This is a genomic window from Nostoc sp. (genome assembly GCF_036917575.1).
Lineage (GTDB): Bacteria > Cyanobacteriota > Cyanobacteriia > Cyanobacteriales > Nostocaceae > Nostoc.
Genome location: NZ_JBALDC010000096.1, coordinates 1 through 20855, shown reverse-complemented (window position 1 = coordinate 20855; position 20855 = coordinate 1). Strand labels below are relative to the sequence as shown.

General features: G+C 42.3%; 28 protein-coding genes. 20 read left to right on the top strand and 8 right to left on the bottom strand.

What is annotated here, in order from left to right:
- Positions 1-381: 381 nt before the first annotated feature.
- On the top strand, positions 382-1077 hold the full coding sequence (locus V7K79_RS27490; protein WP_442938974.1) for a tetratricopeptide repeat protein: 696 nt from the start codon (positions 382-384) through the stop codon (positions 1075-1077).
- Positions 1078-1272: 195 nt separating this feature from the next.
- On the opposite strand, the gene V7K79_RS27485 is transcribed toward V7K79_RS27490, so the two are convergent.
- Positions 1273-4383 carry an S-layer family protein gene (locus V7K79_RS27485; protein ID WP_335052345.1) on the bottom strand — a complete coding sequence of 1037 codons (3111 nt, stop codon included), beginning with the start codon at positions 4381-4383 and terminating at the stop codon, positions 1273-1275.
- A gap of 183 nt (positions 4384-4566) precedes the next feature.
- Complete coding sequence (locus V7K79_RS27480; RefSeq protein ID WP_335052344.1) at positions 4567-4755, bottom strand: hypothetical protein; 189 nt, start codon at positions 4753-4755, stop codon at positions 4567-4569.
- A gap of 361 nt (positions 4756-5116) precedes the next feature.
- Here V7K79_RS27480 and V7K79_RS27475 point away from each other — a divergent pair, with 361 nt between their 5' ends.
- From V7K79_RS27475 to nrtS, 13 genes are all read left to right on the top strand, one after another.
- Positions 5117-5725 (top strand): nitroreductase family protein, encoded by a 609-nt coding sequence (locus V7K79_RS27475; RefSeq protein ID WP_335052343.1) that lies wholly within the window; start codon positions 5117-5119, stop codon positions 5723-5725.
- 37 nt (positions 5726-5762) lie between these two features.
- Entirely contained in the window at positions 5763-6179 is a 417-nt protein-coding gene (locus tag V7K79_RS27470) for a CVNH domain-containing protein (RefSeq protein WP_335052342.1), read from the top strand.
- A 158-nt stretch (positions 6180-6337) separates the two neighbouring features.
- On the top strand, positions 6338-7276 hold the full coding sequence (locus V7K79_RS27465; RefSeq protein WP_335052341.1) for an NAD-dependent epimerase/dehydratase family protein: 939 nt from the start codon (positions 6338-6340) through the stop codon (positions 7274-7276).
- A 20-nt stretch (positions 7277-7296) separates the two neighbouring features.
- Positions 7297-7704: a hypothetical protein gene (locus V7K79_RS27460; RefSeq protein ID WP_292854300.1), complete on the top strand. Its 408-nt coding sequence runs from the start codon at positions 7297-7299 to the stop codon at positions 7702-7704.
- A 65-nt stretch (positions 7705-7769) separates the two neighbouring features.
- Entirely contained in the window at positions 7770-8417 is a 648-nt protein-coding gene (locus V7K79_RS27455) for a nitroreductase (RefSeq protein WP_335052339.1), read from the top strand.
- Positions 8418-8531: 114 nt separating this feature from the next.
- Complete coding sequence (locus V7K79_RS27450; protein ID WP_335052337.1) at positions 8532-9059, top strand: universal stress protein; 528 nt, start codon at positions 8532-8534, stop codon at positions 9057-9059.
- 129 nt (positions 9060-9188) lie between these two features.
- Positions 9189-9470, top strand: coding sequence for a hexameric tyrosine-coordinated heme protein (locus V7K79_RS27445; RefSeq protein ID WP_335052335.1), 282 nt, complete (start codon positions 9189-9191; stop codon positions 9468-9470).
- A 124-nt stretch (positions 9471-9594) separates the two neighbouring features.
- A complete protein-coding gene (locus V7K79_RS27440) occupies positions 9595-10434 on the top strand; it encodes an alpha/beta fold hydrolase (protein ID WP_335052333.1) in 840 nt (279 codons plus the stop codon).
- A 136-nt stretch (positions 10435-10570) separates the two neighbouring features.
- Entirely contained in the window at positions 10571-11302 is a 732-nt protein-coding gene (locus tag V7K79_RS27435; RefSeq protein ID WP_335052331.1) for an alternative oxidase, read from the top strand.
- Positions 11303-11511: 209 nt separating this feature from the next.
- Positions 11512-11790: a hypothetical protein gene (locus tag V7K79_RS27430; protein WP_335052329.1), complete on the top strand. Its 279-nt coding sequence runs from the start codon at positions 11512-11514 to the stop codon at positions 11788-11790.
- A 14-nt stretch (positions 11791-11804) separates the two neighbouring features.
- Positions 11805-12125, top strand: coding sequence for a DUF4278 domain-containing protein (locus tag V7K79_RS27425; protein ID WP_335052327.1), 321 nt, complete (start codon positions 11805-11807; stop codon positions 12123-12125).
- A 79-nt stretch (positions 12126-12204) separates the two neighbouring features.
- The gene (locus V7K79_RS27420; RefSeq protein ID WP_335052325.1) at positions 12205-13755 is read left to right on the top strand and encodes a GMC family oxidoreductase; all 1551 of its coding nucleotides are present in this window, start codon (positions 12205-12207) and stop codon (positions 13753-13755) included.
- Between the two features lie 179 nt (positions 13756-13934).
- Entirely contained in the window at positions 13935-14165 is a 231-nt protein-coding gene (gene nrtS, locus V7K79_RS27415) for a nitrate/nitrite transporter NrtS (protein ID WP_335052323.1), read from the top strand.
- A 135-nt stretch (positions 14166-14300) separates the two neighbouring features.
- On the opposite strand, the gene V7K79_RS27410 is transcribed toward nrtS, so the two are convergent.
- Complete coding sequence (locus V7K79_RS27410; protein ID WP_335052321.1) at positions 14301-14969, bottom strand: Crp/Fnr family transcriptional regulator; 669 nt, start codon at positions 14967-14969, stop codon at positions 14301-14303.
- Between the two features lie 146 nt (positions 14970-15115).
- Here V7K79_RS27410 and V7K79_RS27405 point away from each other — a divergent pair, with 146 nt between their 5' ends.
- The 5 genes from V7K79_RS27405 to V7K79_RS27385 are packed head-to-tail and all read left to right on the top strand — an operon-like array spanning position 15116 to position 17455.
- The gene (locus tag V7K79_RS27405; RefSeq protein ID WP_335052319.1) at positions 15116-15580 is read left to right on the top strand and encodes a globin family protein; all 465 of its coding nucleotides are present in this window, start codon (positions 15116-15118) and stop codon (positions 15578-15580) included.
- A 56-nt stretch (positions 15581-15636) separates the two neighbouring features.
- Positions 15637-16119, top strand: coding sequence for a hypothetical protein (locus V7K79_RS27400; RefSeq protein ID WP_335052317.1), 483 nt, complete (start codon positions 15637-15639; stop codon positions 16117-16119).
- A gap of 13 nt (positions 16120-16132) precedes the next feature.
- Positions 16133-16285, top strand: coding sequence for a hypothetical protein (locus V7K79_RS27395; protein ID WP_335052316.1), 153 nt, complete (start codon positions 16133-16135; stop codon positions 16283-16285).
- Between the two features lie 40 nt (positions 16286-16325).
- Positions 16326-17105 (top strand): SAM-dependent methyltransferase, encoded by a 780-nt coding sequence (locus V7K79_RS27390; RefSeq protein WP_335052314.1) that lies wholly within the window; start codon positions 16326-16328, stop codon positions 17103-17105.
- Positions 17106-17134: 29 nt separating this feature from the next.
- Positions 17135-17455, top strand: a complete 321-nt coding sequence (locus V7K79_RS27385; RefSeq protein ID WP_335052312.1) for a cupin domain-containing protein — start codon at positions 17135-17137, stop codon at positions 17453-17455.
- 158 nt (positions 17456-17613) lie between these two features.
- On the opposite strand, the gene V7K79_RS27380 is transcribed toward V7K79_RS27385, so the two are convergent.
- From V7K79_RS27380 to V7K79_RS27360, 5 genes are all read right to left on the bottom strand, one after another.
- Positions 17614-17796 carry a hypothetical protein gene (locus V7K79_RS27380; RefSeq protein ID WP_335052310.1) on the bottom strand — a complete coding sequence of 61 codons (183 nt, stop codon included), beginning with the start codon at positions 17794-17796 and terminating at the stop codon, positions 17614-17616.
- A gap of 80 nt (positions 17797-17876) precedes the next feature.
- Positions 17877-18236, bottom strand: coding sequence for a hypothetical protein (locus V7K79_RS27375; protein WP_335052308.1), 360 nt, complete (start codon positions 18234-18236; stop codon positions 17877-17879).
- A gap of 231 nt (positions 18237-18467) precedes the next feature.
- Complete coding sequence (locus V7K79_RS27370) at positions 18468-18632, bottom strand: hypothetical protein (protein WP_335052306.1); 165 nt, start codon at positions 18630-18632, stop codon at positions 18468-18470.
- 51 nt (positions 18633-18683) lie between these two features.
- The gene (locus tag V7K79_RS27365) at positions 18684-19067 is read right to left on the bottom strand and encodes a DUF1003 domain-containing protein (RefSeq protein ID WP_335052304.1); all 384 of its coding nucleotides are present in this window, start codon (positions 19065-19067) and stop codon (positions 18684-18686) included.
- A 163-nt stretch (positions 19068-19230) separates the two neighbouring features.
- Positions 19231-19521, bottom strand: a complete 291-nt coding sequence (locus V7K79_RS27360; RefSeq protein WP_335052302.1) for a hypothetical protein — start codon at positions 19519-19521, stop codon at positions 19231-19233.
- 286 nt (positions 19522-19807) lie between these two features.
- Between V7K79_RS27360 and V7K79_RS27355 the strand changes: the two genes are divergently transcribed.
- A complete protein-coding gene (locus V7K79_RS27355) occupies positions 19808-20659 on the top strand; it encodes an IS4 family transposase (RefSeq protein ID WP_335052300.1) in 852 nt (283 codons plus the stop codon).
- The last annotated feature ends 196 nt before the right edge of the window (positions 20660-20855 follow it).

Here is a 20855-nt window from a genome sequence, read left to right as displayed (position 1 = left end):
TTTTTCCGGGTTCATGCTTTAGACGGACGGCTTGTGTATTCTCATACATTCTCCCAGAAAAGGTATATCCGCCAAAGTGGGATGCTCCCCATCAATTGTCAGATGCAATTACAGCAGAATTTAGGAGTAAAAGGCGCTTAAGGCCTCGCTACCAGACCTAGATTGTGTACTCAATCAACTTGAAATACGCTTTATCATACTTTTAGTTGGTATTGTGCAATAATATGCTTTTTTTAATATTTTGACAAAATTCGACTGTTAATTTTAAAAATTTTCTTGAATCAAGCCGTTTGATTTTTTATCACTATCTGCATAATATTGATTTGTTTACACCCATAAAGATATAGAAGTAAAGTTTTACATCATCAAGATAAACAGTATATGTCAATAGCTTCTAGAATTAAGCAAAATAATTCTCGTGAATTCGTGAACAGTACTACAACTAATGCCCTGGAGGATGGTACAAAAAGAAGTAGCGAATTAGTCTTTGATGAAAAATATTTACGCTCTAGTGCTTTGAAATTGGCTCAACAAGGACAATATAGTAAGGCGATCGCATTGTTTTGCCAACTAATTGACTACAATTCTAATAACGCAATTGATTTTAACAACCGGGGGCTAATTTATTTTCAGATTGGTGAAAAACAAAAAGCTTTTTGTGACTATCAAACTGCTCTACAACTTAATCCAAGATTAGCGGGTGCTTATAACAATAGAGCAAATTATTATGTTGTTTGTGGAAATTTAGCAGCAGCGATCGCTGACTACGATCGGGCAATTGATTTAAATCCTAGCTATGTTCGAGCTTGGATTAATCGAGGCATTACCTTACGTGACTTAGGGCAATACGAAGAGGCAATTGATAATTTTGAGATGGCGCTACTTTTCGGACAATTAGAAGCTTACATTTGGGCTGAATATGGTAGAACTTATCATCTCTGGGGTGATTGGAATTGCGCGATTTCTGCTTATAATCGTGCTTTTTCACTACTATTCTTTCTTGATCGGAGAAAAAAAGTTTTTGGTTATTCCTTGCATTTACAACTTGAAAGTTGGTTAAACGAGCTATTACTGTAAATGGTGATGTTACTACCGCTTCTCAGTCTATAAGCGCTGTCAAAAATCAATATAATAAATGGTATTATTAAGATTATCAAAAAAAGCTATAAGCAATAGCCTTTAAAGGATAATTCTGAATTCTAAAGCCCCATTTATTAGTGAATAATTATTTGAGCTTTTCCTACACTTGAGTCCAGGAAAAAGCAACTTGCATTATTTTTGAATAACGGCGGCTTGAGATGGACAAGCTACGATGGGTAAATCCCCGCCGGAAGCGATCGCAGAATTAAAAGTATTGATATGAGTAGGTAGAGGTGCAAAGGCTGTTAGCTCCACTGTGCCAGACTTGTTAATTACCCAACTAGTAGCTTCCACAATAGTCGGGCTGATTTGCGGAACTTCTAATTTAGGGCTTTTTCTCCTCCCTAAGTGTGAATTCTCCCTTACACTTGTATTCCTTTGTTCTTGAGGATTCAATGTCACCCAATTAACAGTTGCAGTTTGATTAGTGCGAAGCGCTTGGGTTGGTAGAGGTGGTAAACCGCCGCGTCCGGTGATGGTAAACGAATTACCTTTATTTGCAGGACAACCTTGAGCAATCAAACCAGACCGATCTACAAAATCGGCTGGCAATTGTACTAATCCGTTGTTGGGATTTAAGACTGTGTTGACTTGCACTGTACCATTCAACTGCTGATTTTTGCCTGTGGCAGTGATATCGCTGTCTAGGGTCGGTGCATCACGGAATTGAGTGCCAAATATCCCAGTAGTGTTGATTTTCACATTCCCGCCCCGAAAGTCAGTAGAATTGGCACTGATATCGCTATTGGCAAATGCAACTAAAACATCGGTGTCAATATTGATATTGCCACCAATAACATTTTCTCCATTCGCATTAGTAGTAATGTTGCTGCCACGAAGCAGTATTAAGTCTTTGGAGCGTAGATTGATAGTAGCTTGCTCAATATTCGGGTTAGTATTGACCGCTTGGGTATTAGCATTGAGAGCAGCGTTGTTGTTTAAAAAAATAGAGCCAGCATTAATAGTTAAATTACCTGCAATTCCTTGGCCTTGGCTTCTTACATTTACTATCGCCCTATCTTGAACGAGTAATTTATCGGTATTAATCGTCAAGTTTCCTGCATCTCCGGTTGAGCGAGCAATTGCAAACAAGCCACTGGGAAACTGACCAGTAGGAGAAGTACCAATCAGTTGTATATCTTTGGCACTGACAATTAAAGAACCCCCCTTACCTGCACCATCTGTGCTACTACTAACTACTGCACCATCTTGCACGAGTAATTTATCGGTATTAATCGTCAAGTTTCCTGCATCTCCAGTTGATGTTGATTGGGTGGCTTGACTAAACAAGCCACTGGGAAACCGACCAGTAGGAGAAGTACCAATCAGTTGTATATCTTTGGCACTGACAATTAAAGAACCCCCCTTGCCTGTTCCATATGTGCCAGCACTCACCTGTGCGCCATCTTGCACGAGTAATTTATCGGTATTAATCGTCAAGTTACCTGCATCTCCGGTTGATCGAGTATCTGCAAACAAGCGACTAAGATAACCATCTGCAAAGGTACCAATGATTTGCACATCTGGTGCATTGACAGTTAAAGAACCCCCCTTACCTGCACCATAGGTGCCAGCACCAACTACTGCGCCACCCTGTACAAGCAAGTGTTGGCTGTTAATTGTCAAGTTACCTGCATCTCCGGTTGATATAGCATCTACAGACAAGACACTGCCAGCGTGACCATCAGCAGAGATACCAATGATTTGCACATCTGGTGCATTGACAGTTAAAGAACCCCCCTTACCAGCTCCAAATGTGCCAGCACTCACCTGTGCGGCATCTTGCACGAGTAAATGTTGGCTATTAATTGTTAAGTTTCCCGCATCTCCAGTTGATTGGGTTTGAGTATATAGACCACTGCTCACCTGACCATCAGCAGAGATACCAATGATTTGCACATCTGGTGCATTGACAGTTAAAGAACCGCCCTTGCCCGCTCCAGATGTGATAGCACTCACCTGTGCGGCATCTTGTACGAGCAAATGTTGACTATTAATCGTCAAGTTTCCTGCATCTCCAGTTGATTCAGTTTGAGCAAACAAGCCGCTGCTCACCTGACCATCAGCAGAAGTACCAATCAATTGTACATCTGGTGCATTGACAGTTAAAGAACCCCCCCTACCTGCTCCAAATGTGTCAGCACTCACTTGTGCACCATCTTGCACGAGCAAACGTTGGCTATTAATCGTCAAGTTCCCTGCATCTCCAGTTGCACCTGAGTAATCTAAAGAATACAAGCCACTAGCAAATTGACCATCAGTATTAGTGCCAACTAACTCTACAGACTCAGTAGCATTGACTACCAAGTTTCCACCTTTTCCTGCTCCCAAAGTACTTGCCTCAATTGCTGAACCATCGCTGACGGTAACACGCCGACTCTGTATTTGAATATCACCACTACCTGCGCCACTGGCATCTACTGCTGAAAGTTGCGATAGTTGAATATTGCCAAAGTTTTGGACTCCATCGTAGCTCAAGGAAAAACCTTTAGTTATCGGTGTGAGACTAACCAGACTGTTATCCCCTACACTGCCCAACTCTATCCTTCCTCCTGCTGTTTTCAGTGTTGCTCCTTCTAAAAAAATATCACCACCCACCAACGCTAAAGTTTGATTCGCTGGTACTCGCAGTGCATTCGTTGTGTCAATTAATTCATCTGTGAGCCTTAGACCCTGACCATCGCCCTTAACCTGAATCGCTCCTGGATTTGCCTCGAATTGCAAACCTATTGGTACATTAATACTTAGTAGGGGTGCAGACTGAGGATTTGTAGCACTAAACTCAAAACCATTAGCAAATTTCAAGCTACTTGCAGTGCTAGCAACAAACGAACCGCCAATATCTAACCGTGCATTTTGACCAAATATAATGCCATTGGGATTTATCAAGAACAAATTGGCAGTACCGTTAGCTCGGATTAACCCATCAATATTAGATATCGATTTACCTGTAACTCGACTAATAATGTTTTGAATATTCAGGCTATTGTTAAAATCGGCTGTACTCCCAGTGGGAACAGAAAACTCACTAAAGCTGTGGAATAAATTGCTTCCCGCAGTAGTTCCACCTTCAATTTTTATAGTGTTGCCAATTTTTTGGATATTAGAATTAATGGGTAGAGTAGTATCTGAAGCAATTTGAGCGTAGGCGCAGCCCGTCGTAGACATCGCACAATTAGCAATGCAAATTACTGCATTGCTAATGGCAATGTTTGACCATTTGAACAAATTTAAATCTCTCATTGACTTCATTATTTTTATTCAGTTTCAGAATTATTTACTTCACTTGAATAAATTTAAAAGTATTGCAATAAAAATTTCAAGTTATATAAAATTGTTTGTTTACCTATTATTTGTATGAGATAAATAGAGCAAAATTTCTTATATTTTACATTTAGCAGAGTTTTTTTATTTATTTAAGAGAGTTTATATCAAAATTGTCAAAATTAATAGTATTACAAATAACAATGTAATAAAGCTTAAGCAATCGCCTGTGCCCCAACTGCTGACGGTCACTTCTGCCTGGTTTTTAATGTTGAGGGTTCCTATTTGGAGGTTTAAGTCCCCACCTTGATCGCTGCCACCCGTACCTGCGGCAATGAATGATTGAACCATTGCCTGTGAGAGGAATCGACTCCTGTGCACTACGACGATGGGGAAAAAGTTTTTATCACTAGCTGCATAATATTGATTTGCTCACACCCATAGATATATAGAAGACAAGTTTCACATCATCAAGATAAACAATATATGTTAACGCAACCAACGATGCTCTTTTGTCTTATCTGGGAATGTTCACATCTAAAATTGGTTATAGCAAGAAACAGGCTTGAAAGTCACTTGGTGTCGGGGTTTTACAATCAATTAATGTCCTAACCTACCTGGTAACTGCTATATGTTTGACAAATCTTGAATGTATAGTCATTTCATATTCAATCAAGACTAGTTAGGGAGTACAAGAACTGAAGGAGCGATTATGTCTAAAAAGAAAGCGTTAACAGACTATCCGATTCATGAATTACTCGCAGAACGCTGGAGTCCTTATGCTTTCCAGGATCGTCCGGTTTCACAAGCCGATCTCTGTTCATTATTCGAGGCGGCGCGGTGGTCAGCATCTTCCTACAACGAGCAACCCTGGAGCTATCTTGTCGCCACCAAGGAAAACCCTGACCATTTTCAACAACTCCTATCGTGTCTGGTGGAAGCAAACCAGATATGGGCGCAAAACGCTCCGGTTCTGGCTCTGGGCATTGCCAGTCTCAGATTTACTCGCAATAACCAAGAGAACAAGGCTGCTATTCACGACCTCGGGCTTGCTAGTGGCAATCTTGTGGTAGAGGCAACGGCACGCGGAATTTGTGTCCATGAGATGATCGGTATCCTTCCCGACAAAGCACGCGATCTCTTTGACATACCTGAGGGTTTTGAAGCATGGACGGCTATGGCGATCGGATATCGAGGCGATCCGATAACACTCCCAGATGCTCTCAAGGAACGCGACCTATCGCCAAGGCAACGCAAACCGCTGGATCAATTCGTATTCAGTGGTAAGTGGGGAAATCCTTCGTCACTAATGCTGAAGTGATGCTACGCGTTCCTACTATCTACTAAAGATAAAACACATGGCAACAACTACAACTAATATTGAACAGTTTTACTTTCGTATTATTACCCTTGTCGGTCTGACTTTACTAACAGCGACAGTAGCAAATCCTGCTTTTGCCCGTTCCCCTAGTACTTTTCAAAATAGTTGCAGAAATACAAGTCTTAAATCAAATGTACTTTCTGCTATTTGTAGAAAAAGAGATGGTGGAGAAAAGAAAACTGGTATTATCTTAAGAGGAATCAACAATCGAAATGGATTGTTGGTAGATAAGGGTGGAAATTCTCCTGCTTCTTTCCAAGCCAGTTGCTATAGCGCGGCGGTTATAGGTGACGAATTATTGGCTAACTGCTTCAAAATTAATCGAACAGACGCGGTTTTTAATAGAATAAAAATTCAAGGAATCCGCAACGAAAATGGGAAATTGAAATATTAGAGTCGTTTTAACCAATACCTTTGGTACGGCTGAACTCAAAGTCATATTACTCAGGTTTATCAGTCGGCTGGCGATCGCCATTTTAAATTTGAGCTAACTCGTATTCTCACAACTAGCGATTCTCAAATATTTCACAGATTTCAACAGGAGGTTCACAAATGAAGATTTTTGTTGCAGGCGCAACGGGAGCAATCGGTCGTCCCTTAATCGCGCAACTGCTAGCGCAAGGACATGAAGTAGTTGCGTTGACACGTTCTTCAGAAAAAGCACAAACTTTAGCTGAACAAGGCGTAGAATTAGCGATCGCAGATGTGTTCGATGCAGATGCTGTTAAAGCTGCCATCACCCGCACTCAGCCGGAAGTGGTGATTGAACAACTCACTTCCCTGCCCAAAACCTATACTAACGAGTCGATGAGCGCAGCATCAGCCCTGAACACTCGCATCCGTCGAGAAGGGGGTGCCAATGTGCTGGCGGCAGCGCAAGCGGCTGGCGTTCGCCGTTATCTGAGGCAGTCAATCGCATTTTGGGCGATTCCCGGCGCAGGTTTGGCAGACGAAGAAACGCCACTAGCTTTTGATGCCTCGCCTGCGGTTGCAGCAGATGCTCACATAGTCACTGAAATCGAGCGTCACTTACTTGAAACGCCCAACCTAGAAGGAATTGCTCTGCGTTATGGCTTCCTTTACGGGCCCGGTACCTGGTTTGCCCCCGATGGCGATGTTGCCCAACAGGTGCTACACCAACAGTTCCCAATCGTTGGGAATGGGGAAGGCGTATGGTCATGGATTCATATTGAAGATGCAGCGATCGCTACAGTTGCAGCAGCAGAGCGAGGCAATCCTGGCATTTACCTGATTACAGACGATCAACCCTTAGCGGTGCGCCAGTGGCTTTCTGCTTATGCCCAATGGCTCAATGCTCCACCACCTCCGCAGGTATCGGTTGAGGATGCTTTGCTTCTTAGTGGTGCAGATGCTGTTTATTATGGTACTCAGATGCGAGGCGCATCGAATGCTAAAGCAAAACGCGAATTAAATTTTCAGCCTCGACCTTTGGAATGGATGGTTAACAGCACCGTGGCTCATGCCAGTTAAAAATTTAGGGGAGAAGAGAGATGAAAATTGCTCAATATGGAACAGCGATCGTGGTCATCCATGCGATCGTACATGGACTGCATGGTTTAGCACATGTGGAAATCCCAGTTCCCCTCTCAATACTTCAGAGTTTATTTGTGGGTATTGTGATTTATGCGATTCCCATCATTGCAGTCGTTTTACTTTGGACACAGTTTTACCGCATTGGTAGCTGGCTCTTGCTCTTTTCAATGGCAGCATCAATCCTTTTTGGAATATACAATCATTTGATCGTGATTAGTTCGGATCATGTGTCTCAAGTTTCCTTTGCAGGTTGGGGATTGCTATTCCAAATCACAGCCATTCTGACATTAATTGTGGATGGATTCGGCTCTTGGATTGGCATCTGGGCATTGAAAACGATTCAGGAACCAGAAAAGGTTATATAAATTGTTTCGATCGTTTTAACCCCAGTTGAGCATTGACATTTATTTCTCATAGAGGTTGATAAAATATGTTTGATCTTGACCAAACTATTAAAGACCGACACTCAACACGCAAATTCTTATCTCAACGAGTGCCACGGGCTTTGCTCGATGAAGCCCTCACTCTAGCGCAGCTCGCGCCGTCGAATTCAAACATCCAGCCGTGGCAATTGGTGTTTGCCCAAGGCGATCGCCGCGATCGCTTGCAAGAAGCTTTGCTAAACCAAGCCAAGCAGCAGCCTAACGTCTCTCCACTGCCTTCCGCCTTCCAGCATTACCGCCAGGAACTGGGAGCGCAAGTCTACGGGGCGATGGGGATTACTCGTGACGATAAAGCGAATAGAGATATAGCCGTTCTGCGTAATTACGAATTTTTTGGCGCACCAATGGTTGCTATTGTCTGTATGCACGAAGATTTGGGCGTTGCCGATGCTTTAAGTGTGGGGATGTATTTACAAACCCTGGTATTAAGCTTAACAGCTCGTGGCATTGGCACTTGCGTAGAGGTTTCGCTAGCGGATTATCCCGAAATCATCCGCAACGAGTTGAACATTCCACCGGAATTATTAATCATTTGTGGTTTAGCCGTTGGCTATTCCGATCCTGATTTTCCTGCTAATCATCTGCATATAAGCCGTGAGTCCATTGAGAAAAACGTCTCGTTTCAGGGCGATTGACAAAAGGCTGGATTTTTTCTACTAGACGCTAAACACAAGTCCAAAAGAGTATCTGCGTTCCGACTGCCGTTAATGGTTTAAAAATTCTTTGATTTGTTTGATTCAGGAGATTTTATGTTTAGCAAGATTCTAGCTGCAATAGATCGTTCCCCAAATGGTAATGCTGTTTTTGATGAAGCCCTTACTCTAGCAAAGGCGACCAAAGGAAGCCTGATGCTGTTGCATATCTTATCTAGTGAAGAAAAAGATAGCCCTCAAACACCTACACTGCTTACTCTTGAATACCACCCATTGAATGGAGAACTTCTAGAGGATTATTGGAAGCAGTGGCAAACTTACGAAGAAGAGGGTTTCAAGTTATTGCGATCGTATACAGAGTCAGCAACCAATGCCGGGGTGAGTACTGAATTCACCCAAAATTCTGGCAATCCCAGCCGGAATATCTGTGAACTTGCTCAAACTTGGGGCGCTGATTTAATTGTAATAGGTCGTCGAGGACATTCTGGTTTGAATGAGTTGATTTTAGGCAGCGTGAGTAATTATGTGTTTCACCATGCTCTTTGTTCCGTGCATGTTGTTTATGCTCCAGTTCCTCTTAAATCTAAAGTACCCGTAGTCAATAAAGCTGAAGTAGTTCATTAAGAATGAACTGTGAATATCTTTGTTACTAGTAATGCAAAAGTTAGATTCATAAACTTCAAGCTTTTGCCTTAGTTGTTGCCGTGGAATCGAAATTGTTCTCAAGTAAACATTAATTTAGGAAATTTTGACATGGATAATGTAATAGCCCTGACCAATTCACCTGTTGTAAGACCACCCGAAGTTACATTGGTTCCTAATAACTCACTATTGACTGAGACACCAGAAGAAGGGCGACAATTGGCAGTCAAAATGTCACGGTTAATTATTAAATTGACTCAGCCGGATGAAGAAAAACGCAATCAACTGCGAGATGTTTATGGCAATGATGCCATGATGCTGATTGCAGTTGGACAGACGGTTGCAACAGAGTTCGCTACGATCGCAGCTGCTAATAACTACTGGCATAAGTAATATCTCGAAAGCTTTCTTTATTGAGATTTCACGGGCGATAGACAAGCGGTTGTGGTTTCTAGAAGCGGATCTGCAAACCTCATTTCAGAACAAAGATCATTCAGACCGAAGCGAGGAGTGATTGATGAAGAATAACTTATTTACACGTCGAAGATTATTGAATGTAGGAATTTTCATAGGTTTAGGTTTTATTACTACCCCACTGATTGCATTTGCAAAACCTCAGAAGCATTCACATAAAACGAAGGAGACTAAAATGGCTGCTAATAATATCGTGCTGGTGCATGGAGCGTTTGCTGACAGTTCAAGTTGGAGCAAGGTGATCCCACTACTGCAAGACAAAGGCTTTCGCGTTACGGCAGTGCAGATTCCGCTCACCTCCCTTGCAAACGACGTTGATGTAGTAGAGCAGGTTCTTGCAGTTCAGACAGATCCGACAATTCTCGTCGGTCATTCTTATGGAGGTGCAGTCATTACAGTTGCTGGAACCAATGCACCAAATGTTATTGGATTGGTGTACATTGCAGCTTATGCACCCGATACTGGAGAAAGCCTCAATGACTTAAATGGGCGTTTCCCCACCCCATCTGGTTCTTCTCATGTCCGTCCTGTTTATAATAATCAGTTCCTTCAAGTTGATCCTGATACTTTTCAAGAGGCATTTGCTCAGGATGTTGACGCTGTTCAAGCACGTGTGATGGCAGCTGTACAGAAGCCGATCGCAATCAAGAATTTTGACGAGAAAGTGACCAAACCAGCCTGGAAGTCCAAGCCCTCGTGGTATCAAGTATCTGATAACGATCGCATGATTTCACCAGAACTAGAGCGTTTTATGGCGAAGCGTATCGGGGCAACGGTCATTTCATTACCATCAAGCCATGCCTCAATGGTTTCACATTCTGCGGAAGTAGCAAATCTGATTATTGAAGCAGTAAAGGTAGAAGCCTCAAGTAAAGTTCATTAACCTTAATTATTTATACGATGGTTAAGCGATTGCTAACCCTTATGGGTATTGGGTTGACGCATTAAACCAAACCTACATCTATCGAATCTCGGAATCGGTAAATCAGGAAAGTGTTCTGATTTTAGAGGAATTCACCATGAAAGTTTTGATTCAAGCGATCGTCAGTTTTTTTGTATTTATTGTCGATTTCGTCTACGGAAATCGTTCTTACCCTCGGTTTTATGTCCTGGAAACGATCGCTCGCGTTCCTTATTTCTCTTATCTCTCGGTGCTGCATCTTTACGAGACGCTGGGTTACTGGCGCAAAGCTGACTTGTTGAAAGTTCATTTCGCCGAAACCTGGAACGAATTACATCATCTGTTAATTATGGAATCAATGGGTGGCGATCGCTACTGGATTGATCGCTTCGTCGCTCAACATATTGCAGTGGCGTACTACTGGGTGGTTGTCCTAATCTATATGCTGTTTCCCAAGTATGCCTACTACCTAATGGAACTGATTGAAAATCATGCCTACCATACCTATGACGACTACTTGAAAGCCCATGAAGCAGAACTGAAAGCTCAAAGAGCGCCCAAAGTCGCAATTAACTACTACCGCGATGGCGATCTTTATATGTTTGAAGAAACCCAGTTTACATCAGATCATAAATTTCGCCGCCCGAAAGTGGATAATCTCTACGATGTATTCGTGAATATTCGGGATGACGAATGCGAACACGTCAAAACAATGGAAGCACTCCAGCTACCAGAAGCGCGGCAAACTTTCAAAAGTCCCCATACAGTTTTTGAAGCGATCGCAGCGATCGCCGGCGAAGCTTCTCTCCAAGACGCTACGCGAACGTCCATCACAGATAAACCAGACTGATCTCTGTTCCCCGTCTTCATGACTGAATTCAATTTTGTCTAACTACTTAATCGCCTCGATTTGCTTGAACATGCCTATCTAGCTGGGTAACAACTATGGTGAAAAGCCTTTTCTGCTCAAATGTAAGGAAATAATTCACCAACAGCACCAGCAAATGAATAGAAAACTGAATGAAACTCAAAACGCTTAATTTGTAAGGAGAAATTTGGATGAAACTATCAACAACCTGGATAACAAGTATTAGTTTGCTTGTTGGCGTTTCTGCTGTAGGAATCGCTGCATTTTCTCAAGTTAACTTCAAAGCTGCGGCTACTGCATCAAATATTCCACCAGCATTAACTAAACTTAGCGACAAATCTTATCTACTCACTTGGACAGATAATTCTGCGGTATATGTCTCTTGCTATCCCACAGTTAAACCCAGAATGAAACCTGCACCAATTAAGCAAACACCAAATAGGTATGTGATTACCTGTAAAAATAAATAAATTGTGAGCAAAAAATGAAACTTTACTATCGCGGTCTTAGTTACGAATATAACTCAATAGAAGCAGCTAAAAGAGGAACACGACCATTTACACCAGTTGAACATCAAGGTTCTGCTTATAACCTGACTTATCGTGGGCAAACCTATCGTGTTGACCCAAATATCGAGGCTGCGGAAGTTTCCACACCACGAATAGCTTATCAATTAATTTATCGGGGAGTCACCTATTTTGTGGAGAAAACGCATACAGGAGAAGTTTATACAACATTATCTCAACCTTTTAACGCTCTAAAAGTTAGAAAATTTTTCATCAATATTTTGGGATGGCAAAAATAATCATGAAAAATGTTTTTTAAAATTTTTGTCGTACTAGCAATCTTATTTACCAAAAAACAGCAAAGTACAGGAGAATTTGATGACTCAATATGACTACATTGTGATTGGTGCAGGTTCGGCAGGCTGTGTAATTGCCAATCGTTTGACAGAAGACCCTGATACAACTGTGTTATTACTCGAAGCAGGTAATCCAGATACAAAACCAGAGATTCAGATTCCGTTAGAGTGCACAAATTTACCAGGAACTGAAGTAGACTGGGGCTATTTTTCGGAACCAGAACCATATTTAAATAACCGCAAAATCTTCTGTCCCCGTGGCAAAGTCTTGGGGGGTAGCAGTTCGATTAATTTCTTAATGTATATCCGAGGTAATCCTCACGATTATGACCACTGGCAGGAATTAGGTAATCCCGGTTGGAGTTACCAAGATGTGTTGCCCTATTTCAAGAAATCTGAAAACCAGCAACGCGGTGCCTCTAAATACCACGCTGTTAATGGCGAGTTGAGTGTTACCGATTTCATTTCCCCTACTGCAATCTCCCAGCGATTTGTAGACGCTGCGGTGGCACTCGGATATGACCACAATCCTGATTTCAACGGAATGCAGCAGTCAGGAGCGGGATTTTTTCAGTTGACAGTCAAGGATGGGAAAAGACACAGTGCTGCTGCGGCATTTCTAGTGCCCATTTTCCAGCGTCCCAATTTAACAACAATAACAGGCGCGTTAGTAACTCGATTGTTGTTTGAGGGCACCCGCACTGTTGGGGTGGAATATCTACACGAGAGAACGCTGCACCAAACCAGGGTCAACTCCGAAGTGATTTTAAGTGCGGGCGCGTTCGATTCGCCCAAACTGCTAATGCTGTCGGGTATTGGGGATGCAGAACAATTACAAGCCTTGGGGATTGAACTCGTAGCTAATCTGCCAGGCGTTGGTCAAAACCTCCAAGACCACGTTGTTGTTCCTGTGTCATACGAGGCAACTGGGGATTTGCATACTGCAATTACTAGTAATGGCATCGCTGAATCTGGATTGTTTTTACATAGCGAGGGTAATCTAGACACTGCACCAGATTTAGAACTGATCTTCGGCCCCATTCTGTTCGCACCTCCTGGCTATGCTCACTCTAGTTTGGGATTTACAGGTCTAGTCACTTTGACTCACCCCCAAAACATTGGCAGTGTTAAGTTGCGTCCTGCCTTTGGCAGCAGCGCTTCGCTATCGCTTGACCCCAAAGACACACCGATTATTCAGATGAACTATCTGCAAAGTCAATCTGATGTCCAAAAGCTCATTGAGGGAGTTAAATTAATCCGCAAATTGTTTCATACAAGTACCTTTGATGAGTTTCGAGGCAAAGAAGTCGCGCCGGGTGCCGATGTGACTAGCGATGCAGCACTCGAAGCCTACATCCGGGAAACCTGCGGTACGGTGTATCATCCAGTTGGCACTTGCAAAATGGGAACTGACTCAATGGCAGTTGTAGACCCCGAATTACGAGTGCGTGGGGTTGAGGGGTTGCGTGTCGTTGACGCATCCATTATGCCCACGCTAACCACAGGGCATACGAACGCGCCCACCATTATGATCGGCGAAAAAGCAGCCGATTTAATTAAAGTGAAAGGTTGAGTTTCACAGCGAGTATCGGCGGCAATTACAAGCTAACAGCGTACGCCTCAAGACGCGATGGCTGGCTCCAGACAGCCACCAAAAATTTAGGTGAATCAAAGATCGCAGTGCTTGAGCAGCACATTAACCTTTTGAAATCACCGTCTCTTCTACCTTATGAATATTAGGAACCTACAAGGATGAAGACGATCAATCAGTTCTATGCAGCTTGGACTGACCCCTCATTGAAGCCAACTGCAATTCGTGTTGCCTTAGTCGTTGGAACAATCCTATTTATTCTGAATCATGGGGCAGCTGTTCTAGAGGGAAAAATGAACCGCAATCGTTGGCTTGCTGGACTTGTAACCTATCTTGTCCCTTACACAGTCAGCATTCATGGACAGCGTGTTGCTCGGTCGAAACAGCGCTAATTTTAGAGCCTGTGAATCAGTTGTAGATTCACTTAAATTCAAGCAATAGCAAAATAGCAGATCACTCAGCAAAATATGACTCACAAAACTTTTTACCTTGCGTACTCACATCGTTTGCCCATTGGCGATCGCATTTTACTTCATTTGGTCTAACACCAGAATTTTACCGCCTCGCTGGTAAGTGACACTTACTTGAATCTGCTTGAACAGTCGGACACATTCTTCATAGGTAATTCCGATGGTGCGAGCAATCTGGTAGTAGGGCAAACGCGATCGCAACTGTAATCCATGTTCCGTTACATCTGTTCCTTCAGCGATCGCAGCCGCCTGTATAAATTGCGCCAACCGCACGATCGCCCGCTCTGAAGCCAATCCATGCACAATTTGATGCAGAAGTTGGAGGCGCTCAGTCAGGACTGCAATAATCTGCAATGCCAATTCTGGAGTGTTCTGAATCATTTCTAGTAGAGTAGTGCGTTCAATCGTGAGAATTTGACAGTCCTGTTCAGCCAGCACTGTTGCCGGAGCCACTCCATCGCCAAATAGTGCAGGTGCAGCAAAAAGTTCTCCAGCAGGTAAGATTCGCAAAATCGTTTCTTTACCTGTAGCAGCAGTTTTCTTGATTTCAATTCTGCCACCCAGAACAGCAAAGAGTTTAGCAGGCAAGCGATCGCCTTCATGCAGAATAATTTCTTCCCGCAAGTACTGTTTCACCACAGTATGAGTTCGCAACTTGACAAGCTGATCTAGATCGAGTCCAGAAAAGAGTGAAATTTGCCGCAATTGTTCAATCGTAATTTGCATTGTTGAGCCCCCCTAATCAAGCAATCCGATCATTTTCTTCTCCAATCTAACTTTTTCCGATGTTTAAACGCTTTTATGAGCTAGCTCATAAAGGGATTTACAGGAATTTAGCAAACTATAAACAGTAAACAAGAGGAACTGAATATATGTCTTTAAACATTGAATTGTTGGAATCCAGTTTTTTGCAGATTAAAGCCCAGGAAACCGAGTTTATGGCTCACTTCTATAAAACTTTGTTTGCGGACTATCCTGAAGTCAAGCCACTGTTTGCTAATACTCACATGGGAAAGCAAGCCAAGCAACTTTTCAAATCGCTCGTCCTGGTTGTAGACAATCTTCGTCGCCCTGATGTCTTGTCTAACGCGCTCAAGGGTTTAGGCACTCGTCATGTTCAGTATGGAGTGTTGCCTGAACATTATCCAATGGTCGGCAGTACGTTGTTAAAAGTATTGTCCATCTACTTAGAGAATGCGTGGACACCTGCAACTGAGCAGACATGGAGCGAGGCTTATGCAGTTGTGACTCAACTAATGTTGAGCGGTGCAGATTATCCAGTCGAGATTCTGACTCCTGCTACTGAGCAAGATGCCAAGCTACGAACCTCTTTATGAGCTAGTTCATAGAAATTGACAGAGTAAGGATAGTTCAAGGTTATGAAGGTAGCGATATGACTCTTACCAAAATCAACATAACGACATCTCAAGTGGAAATGCTTGCCAAACTCTATTTGGAGAGCAAGCCAGCCGAATTTGCTGACGAAACCATCGCTCAACTCTGTAATTGGCTCATGAGTGAGTTCCAGCAATTGCCCTTAAATTTGCAATTCTCAGATTACATGCGTTATGCCAATGCTCAAGAGATGTTTGTCGATATCGAGCAAAGTCATCTTTGGGTTTCTGCCGATAGTTACGATTCTTCTGTGTATCCCAATCCAATCTATGGCTTTATTTTTCAGGGTATGCACGATTATGACCACTATTTAACCGATAGCGACTTCAGCCTGAAAGGAGAAATCACAGCTTATAGCTTTGCAGCAAAACGAGTTCCTAGCTTGGAGATTCAAAAGATTCTCTACTCTGAAATTGTGCTGCGATCGGCTGCCTACATTTATCTCGGACATGCGGCTATTCCTAAAATTGTGTTTCTCTAAGAGGTTAAAGATCATGCACAACTGTCCTTATTGCTCTCGTCCCTTACTCCGACACATTCAACACCATGAAATCTGCTGGTTTTGTTCTCACTGTTGGGCAACGGTGCCTGTCCTTTCTGAAGTATTAACCCAGCCAGATTTGATTGGGCATTTCGAGACAAATTGATCCTACATGACGCCTCAAACAGCATAGGAGAACCCAAACAATGACCCAAACTGCTCTCAATCTTAAAACTGCACCCAGTCATGTAGTCCTGGCGGCTGCGGGTAAAACGGTTCTTCGTCCGGGTGGACGCGCCGCTACCGAACAACTCTTTCAATGGGCGAATTTTCAACCCGGTGAAACCGTTCTGGAACTAGCTTCTGGCTTAGGAAACAGCGTGATCGCGCTGGCAAAACGCTACAACATTCAGGTGGTAGGGATTGAAAAAGATCCTGATCGAGTAGCGATCGCCCAGGCTGACGCTCGATCGGCTGGCGTAGAGCACTTGGTTCGCTTTATGGAAGGCAATATTTTTCAGCTAGAGACCCTTTCTGAATCGTTTGATTATGTTTTGGCAGAAGCCATCCTGACCATGCAAGTGTCTGCTGGCAAAGCCAAGATTCTGGCAGGGATACGCGATCGACTCAACATAGGCGGCAAATTTCTTAGCCATGAACTGCTCGCGCGTGATCATTTGGAATCACTCCACCAAGACCTGAAGCAAGCGATGCACGTCAATGCGACACCGTTGACAGACGCAGATTGGATCAATACTTTCCACCAAGTGGGGCTAACTGTCACGCAGCAGCAAACAGGTGCAATGAAACTGCTTGATCCGATTCAGGTGCTGCAAGACGAAGGAGTAGGTCACACAGTGCAAATTGTCTGGAATATGCTTACTCAGCCTGTCCTGCGCGATCGCATTCTCACGATGCGGCGAGTTCTGACTCAACATCAAGCAGACTTGGGCTACATCGCTTTGTGTGCGGTTCGGGAATTATAACGACCCTCAAAACAATAGGATAATCAATTATGCTATCCTCCTCGAAAAATGCTGCTGAAGCGATCGTCAATCTGCGGGAATTGGCAGACTACACAAAGCCCGGAGTCACGCGCAAAGCGTTAGCCAAGGATGAACACAGTAGTTTTTCTTTACTGTGTCTCACTGCTGGAACAAGCCTGCCTGAGCATACCGTTCCTCGCCCTGTTTCGGTGACGGTCATCGAAGGACATGGAACACTGACTCTGAAGGAACGTGAAATTACTTTGCAACCGGGAGTCTTTGTCTACATGCCCGCAAACACACCTCATGCACTCTGTGCTTTGGAAAATCTTGCTTTTTTGCACACTTGAAGGTTCAGTTTTGTTCAGTTGACCATAGCAATCATTGTTTGAAAAAATCTGTCAGTTAAAGGATAAAGTGGGCGCAGTAGTGAAATCTTAGAGAAAAGCGATGAAATAAAATTTACTGTGGAAGATCCAGTCTTATTTGCCTCAAAACCTCAATTACCTCAGCCTGCCACAATGAAGAGGGATAATGCATAAATATTTCTGAGATTTTTAGCAGTAGGAGTAATGCCTTGTGCATGAAGTACTGGAGCAAGTTGGCTTACTTCTCGACAGCCTTGCTCAATAGCTAGTAACCTAAGTTGCAGGTTATTAAATTCTACACCTGTCAATTCATGCGATCGCACAGGATAAGGATATCGTTGGCGAATTCCCCAAACTATTAAACTAAACCGATTAGTTCAGAAACGAACCGATTGAGAGCCTTTTAAGCAGTTTTATACCCAGATGCTTGCCTACCCAACTTCATTTGGGACAAAACACGGTCACATAAAATTTCCAGTTCTGAAAGCCTTGGTGTTGGATAAGATTCCTGCTTCCGTGTAATACTTGGTTGAGATTGGTTTTCTGGGGGAGTAAGAATTAAAGATTCCGAATCTTTCCGTGTAATATTTGGAAGGACATTGCCACCAATCAAGTTTTCCAAATAGTCAGCCCTAGTCATGCCTAAACATTCAGCAGCAATATCCAAAGCCTTCCAGGTATCATCGGTCAACCTTAAAGAGCGTACTTGACGATAATCATCATTTTTAAGTGCAAATTTGCCTTGAATATCCCGTTTCCACATAAATATTTCCGTGTATTACACAGTAAATCTAACTCAGGAGCAAACAAGATTCCAAGTTCGTCGCGCAGAGGTTGACTGCAAATCATGAACTAGTAAAACAATGGATAAAACAAAATCGCCAAAGACCTACTCATCCATCTATTCCAATTCCGCTTAGATGGGATGCGATCGCTGTCGCATTTTTGGAATCTGAAAAATGAAAAACATACTGTCTCCAGATCATCCAAATTCTTATCTGCGATGACGCTTTATCGCCTTTTTTCTCTTCAATGCTAACTGCTGAAGCCGCTCAATTTCAGTTAGTACATCTTCCGGCTTGGTTTCCATTTCTAAATCAGCAAGTTCACTGTCTTCATCATTATCAATCCCCATTTTCTCCTGAATAGCATCAAGCATTTGCAATACTCGCGTAACTTCATGTTCTGTCAGTAGCGCAATTTGTAAATTTCAGTTGGTACGATACTCACTTTCTTCACTGAGGCGATTTTGACTGATTAACACAAATGTTGAGAGAAAAATTGCTTCCAGCGATACCACCATTGTTAACAGTCCGTAAGGAAATGGATCGAACGGATGCACACCCATTCTTCCCGTATTCAAAACAATCCAAGCTCCAAACCAGACTAGATGTACATAAACAAAAACTATATGTCCTGAAAAAGAGGTAATTGAATCAGCAATTCGGTCTTGCAAGTTTCTTTTGTTAGCAGCCTGAAGCCGAAGACGGATGATAGTGCGAATGTTACGTTCTATGATTTTAGACAGTGCTGGATTATCGTCCTCATAGTCGGAGTATTGTTTTTCTTCTTCGTTCATACTGCCTTGCTGCATAATTCTAATGTCCTGTTGTTAATAGCATTTTGAGAAAATTAGATGAACTCACATACTTGGCGAAGGATTAAACTCAAAATGTAAGAACTTGCATTGAATTATACAATAAAACTTTGGAGCTATTATCCCAAAACTATTGCATCTTTGTGCCAATATATCTTCGTTACAAATCAAAATCAAGGCTAAATATTTCCCCTAAAGAATCTTCTTCTTTTTCCTCTAAGAATGGAGTTGGAGCCGTTGATGTGAGTTGGTTTGACTCAATATTAATCAGTGGGGAAGCTAAAAGTTGTGGAGGTAATCCAGCCTTGATGAAAACAAAATAGCAATCAACTATAAAGTAAAGGGTGTCCAGGTAACTTTTATCTAGTTTTTGCGATTCTGCAAATATGCGCTCTCGGTAATTATCTTTGAGGCGAACTTTTTCCGGTGCTAAGTCTTTTTTCTCTACCATTGTTATAACTTTACTTAAGAGATGTAGTAGTTGGGTTCTTGCTGGAATGGCACTAAGAAAAGCTATAAACCACGCTGCATAAGCATTACAAGTATTAATGCGTTAATAGCAGTGGACACTTGGCTGCGTAGTTTACCGCCGCAGGCATCGCTATTTTTTGTAGGGGCTGTGAAATGGAAGCGGTAACGGTGGAGGGTTGCCCAAAAAGTTTTTGAAGGTAGAAAAAGCTTACTCGTTCATGGAATACTTTCTTTGAAACGAGCAAGCACATACGATAATTACTACTGTGACATTACGAGTACAAATCCTCAAGGATAAATTTAGCCAAAGTTTGGGACTACCTTTTAAAGAAGTATTGCCAGAGTCTGTGATAAGACTTACAATCTCTGAGCTAAAAATTAAATACAAAAAGCGGTTATTTGACCCATTAATAACATTATGGGCATTTTTATCTCAGGTTTTGGATACTGATAAAACTTGCCATAATGCTGTGAGTAAAATAATTGCACATCTAGCACAAGAAGAAGTAGAAATTCCATCAACAGATACAAGTGCATACTGCCAAGCACGAGCAAGATTACCAGAAAAGTTACTAGAGAAGCTTTTCAATTATTCTGCACAAAATTTAGAAGCAATAGTGACTCAAGAACATTTATGGTGTGGACGGAATGTGTTGGTAATAGATGGTTCAACAGTATCTATGCCTGACACTATAGAGAACCAGAAAGAATACCCTCAACCTAGCACTCAAAAACCAGGATGTGGGTTCCCAATTGCCAAAATTGGTGTGATATTCAGTTTAGCAACAGGAGCCGCTACTGCTTTTTGCATAGACGTTATGAACACTCATGATATTAAATTAGCTCGGAGGTTGTACAGTTTTCTCAAACCAAATGATGTGCTTTTAGGGGATAGAGCTTTTTGTGCTTATGCTGATATGTTTGCTATTAAAAAACTTGATTGTGATGCCGTATTTCGCAAACACCAATCTCGTACAACTACTATGCGAAAAGGGAAACTTATTGGAGATTGTGACAAAATTGTTACTTGGTATAAGTCTAAAAGATGCCCCGCAGGATTGAGTAAGGATGAATTTTTAGCCTTACCTACTTCAATAACTGTACGCGAAATTTACTAATACATTTTTATTCCTGGTCTTCGTAGTCAACGAGTTAGTTTAATCACTACTCTATTAGATACAAAAACCTATTCTACTCTGGAAATTGTTGGGCTTTATGGCAATACGGTTCAGTTAAGGCTCAAATAGCTGTAAAATAGGCATTGTTTCCAAAAATGGAAATCAAGTTCGGTGCATCTTAAAGAATTCTCATTAG

Bases quoted from the DNA above. Each gene is read 5' to 3' on its own strand.
- V7K79_RS27490 (WP_442938974.1), top strand. From the start codon at position 382: ATGTCAATAGCTTCTAGAATTAAGCAAAATAATTCTCGTGAATTCGTG.
- V7K79_RS27440 (WP_335052333.1), top strand. From the start codon at position 9,595: ATGAAGAATAACTTATTTACACGTCGAAGATTATTGAATGTAGGAATT.
- V7K79_RS27435 (WP_335052331.1), top strand. From the start codon at position 10,571: ATGAAAGTTTTGATTCAAGCGATCGTCAGTTTTTTTGTATTTATTGTC.
- V7K79_RS27465 (WP_335052341.1), top strand. From the start codon at position 6,338: ATGAAGATTTTTGTTGCAGGCGCAACGGGAGCAATCGGTCGTCCCTTA.
- V7K79_RS27485 (WP_335052345.1), bottom strand. From the start codon at position 4,383: ATGAGAGATTTAAATTTGTTCAAATGGTCAAACATTGCCATTAGCAAT.
- V7K79_RS27400 (WP_335052317.1), top strand. From the start codon at position 15,637: ATGACTCTTACCAAAATCAACATAACGACATCTCAAGTGGAAATGCTT.
- V7K79_RS27430 (WP_335052329.1), top strand. From the start codon at position 11,512: ATGAAACTATCAACAACCTGGATAACAAGTATTAGTTTGCTTGTTGGC.
- V7K79_RS27405 (WP_335052319.1), top strand. From the start codon at position 15,116: ATGTCTTTAAACATTGAATTGTTGGAATCCAGTTTTTTGCAGATTAAA.
- V7K79_RS27365 (WP_335052304.1), bottom strand. From the start codon at position 19,067: ATGCAGCAAGGCAGTATGAACGAAGAAGAAAAACAATACTCCGACTAT.
- V7K79_RS27470 (WP_335052342.1), top strand. From the start codon at position 5,763: ATGGCAACAACTACAACTAATATTGAACAGTTTTACTTTCGTATTATT.
- V7K79_RS27360 (WP_335052302.1), bottom strand. From the start codon at position 19,521: ATGGTAGAGAAAAAAGACTTAGCACCGGAAAAAGTTCGCCTCAAAGAT.
- V7K79_RS27410 (WP_335052321.1), bottom strand. From the start codon at position 14,969: ATGCAAATTACGATTGAACAATTGCGGCAAATTTCACTCTTTTCTGGA.
- V7K79_RS27420 (WP_335052325.1), top strand. From the start codon at position 12,205: ATGACTCAATATGACTACATTGTGATTGGTGCAGGTTCGGCAGGCTGT.
- V7K79_RS27480 (WP_335052344.1), bottom strand. From the start codon at position 4,755: ATGGTTCAATCATTCATTGCCGCAGGTACGGGTGGCAGCGATCAAGGT.
- V7K79_RS27475 (WP_335052343.1), top strand. From the start codon at position 5,117: ATGTCTAAAAAGAAAGCGTTAACAGACTATCCGATTCATGAATTACTC.
- V7K79_RS27455 (WP_335052339.1), top strand. From the start codon at position 7,770: ATGTTTGATCTTGACCAAACTATTAAAGACCGACACTCAACACGCAAA.
- V7K79_RS27425 (WP_335052327.1), top strand. From the start codon at position 11,805: ATGAAACTTTACTATCGCGGTCTTAGTTACGAATATAACTCAATAGAA.
- V7K79_RS27375 (WP_335052308.1), bottom strand. From the start codon at position 18,236: ATGTGGAAACGGGATATTCAAGGCAAATTTGCACTTAAAAATGATGAT.
- V7K79_RS27385 (WP_335052312.1), top strand. From the start codon at position 17,135: ATGCTATCCTCCTCGAAAAATGCTGCTGAAGCGATCGTCAATCTGCGG.
- V7K79_RS27445 (WP_335052335.1), top strand. From the start codon at position 9,189: ATGGATAATGTAATAGCCCTGACCAATTCACCTGTTGTAAGACCACCC.
- V7K79_RS27395 (WP_335052316.1), top strand. From the start codon at position 16,133: ATGCACAACTGTCCTTATTGCTCTCGTCCCTTACTCCGACACATTCAA.
- V7K79_RS27390 (WP_335052314.1), top strand. From the start codon at position 16,326: ATGACCCAAACTGCTCTCAATCTTAAAACTGCACCCAGTCATGTAGTC.
- V7K79_RS27460 (WP_292854300.1), top strand. From the start codon at position 7,297: ATGAAAATTGCTCAATATGGAACAGCGATCGTGGTCATCCATGCGATC.
- V7K79_RS27370 (WP_335052306.1), bottom strand. From the start codon at position 18,632: ATGCTTGATGCTATTCAGGAGAAAATGGGGATTGATAATGATGAAGAC.
- V7K79_RS27450 (WP_335052337.1), top strand. From the start codon at position 8,532: ATGTTTAGCAAGATTCTAGCTGCAATAGATCGTTCCCCAAATGGTAAT.
- nrtS (WP_335052323.1), top strand. From the start codon at position 13,935: ATGAAGACGATCAATCAGTTCTATGCAGCTTGGACTGACCCCTCATTG.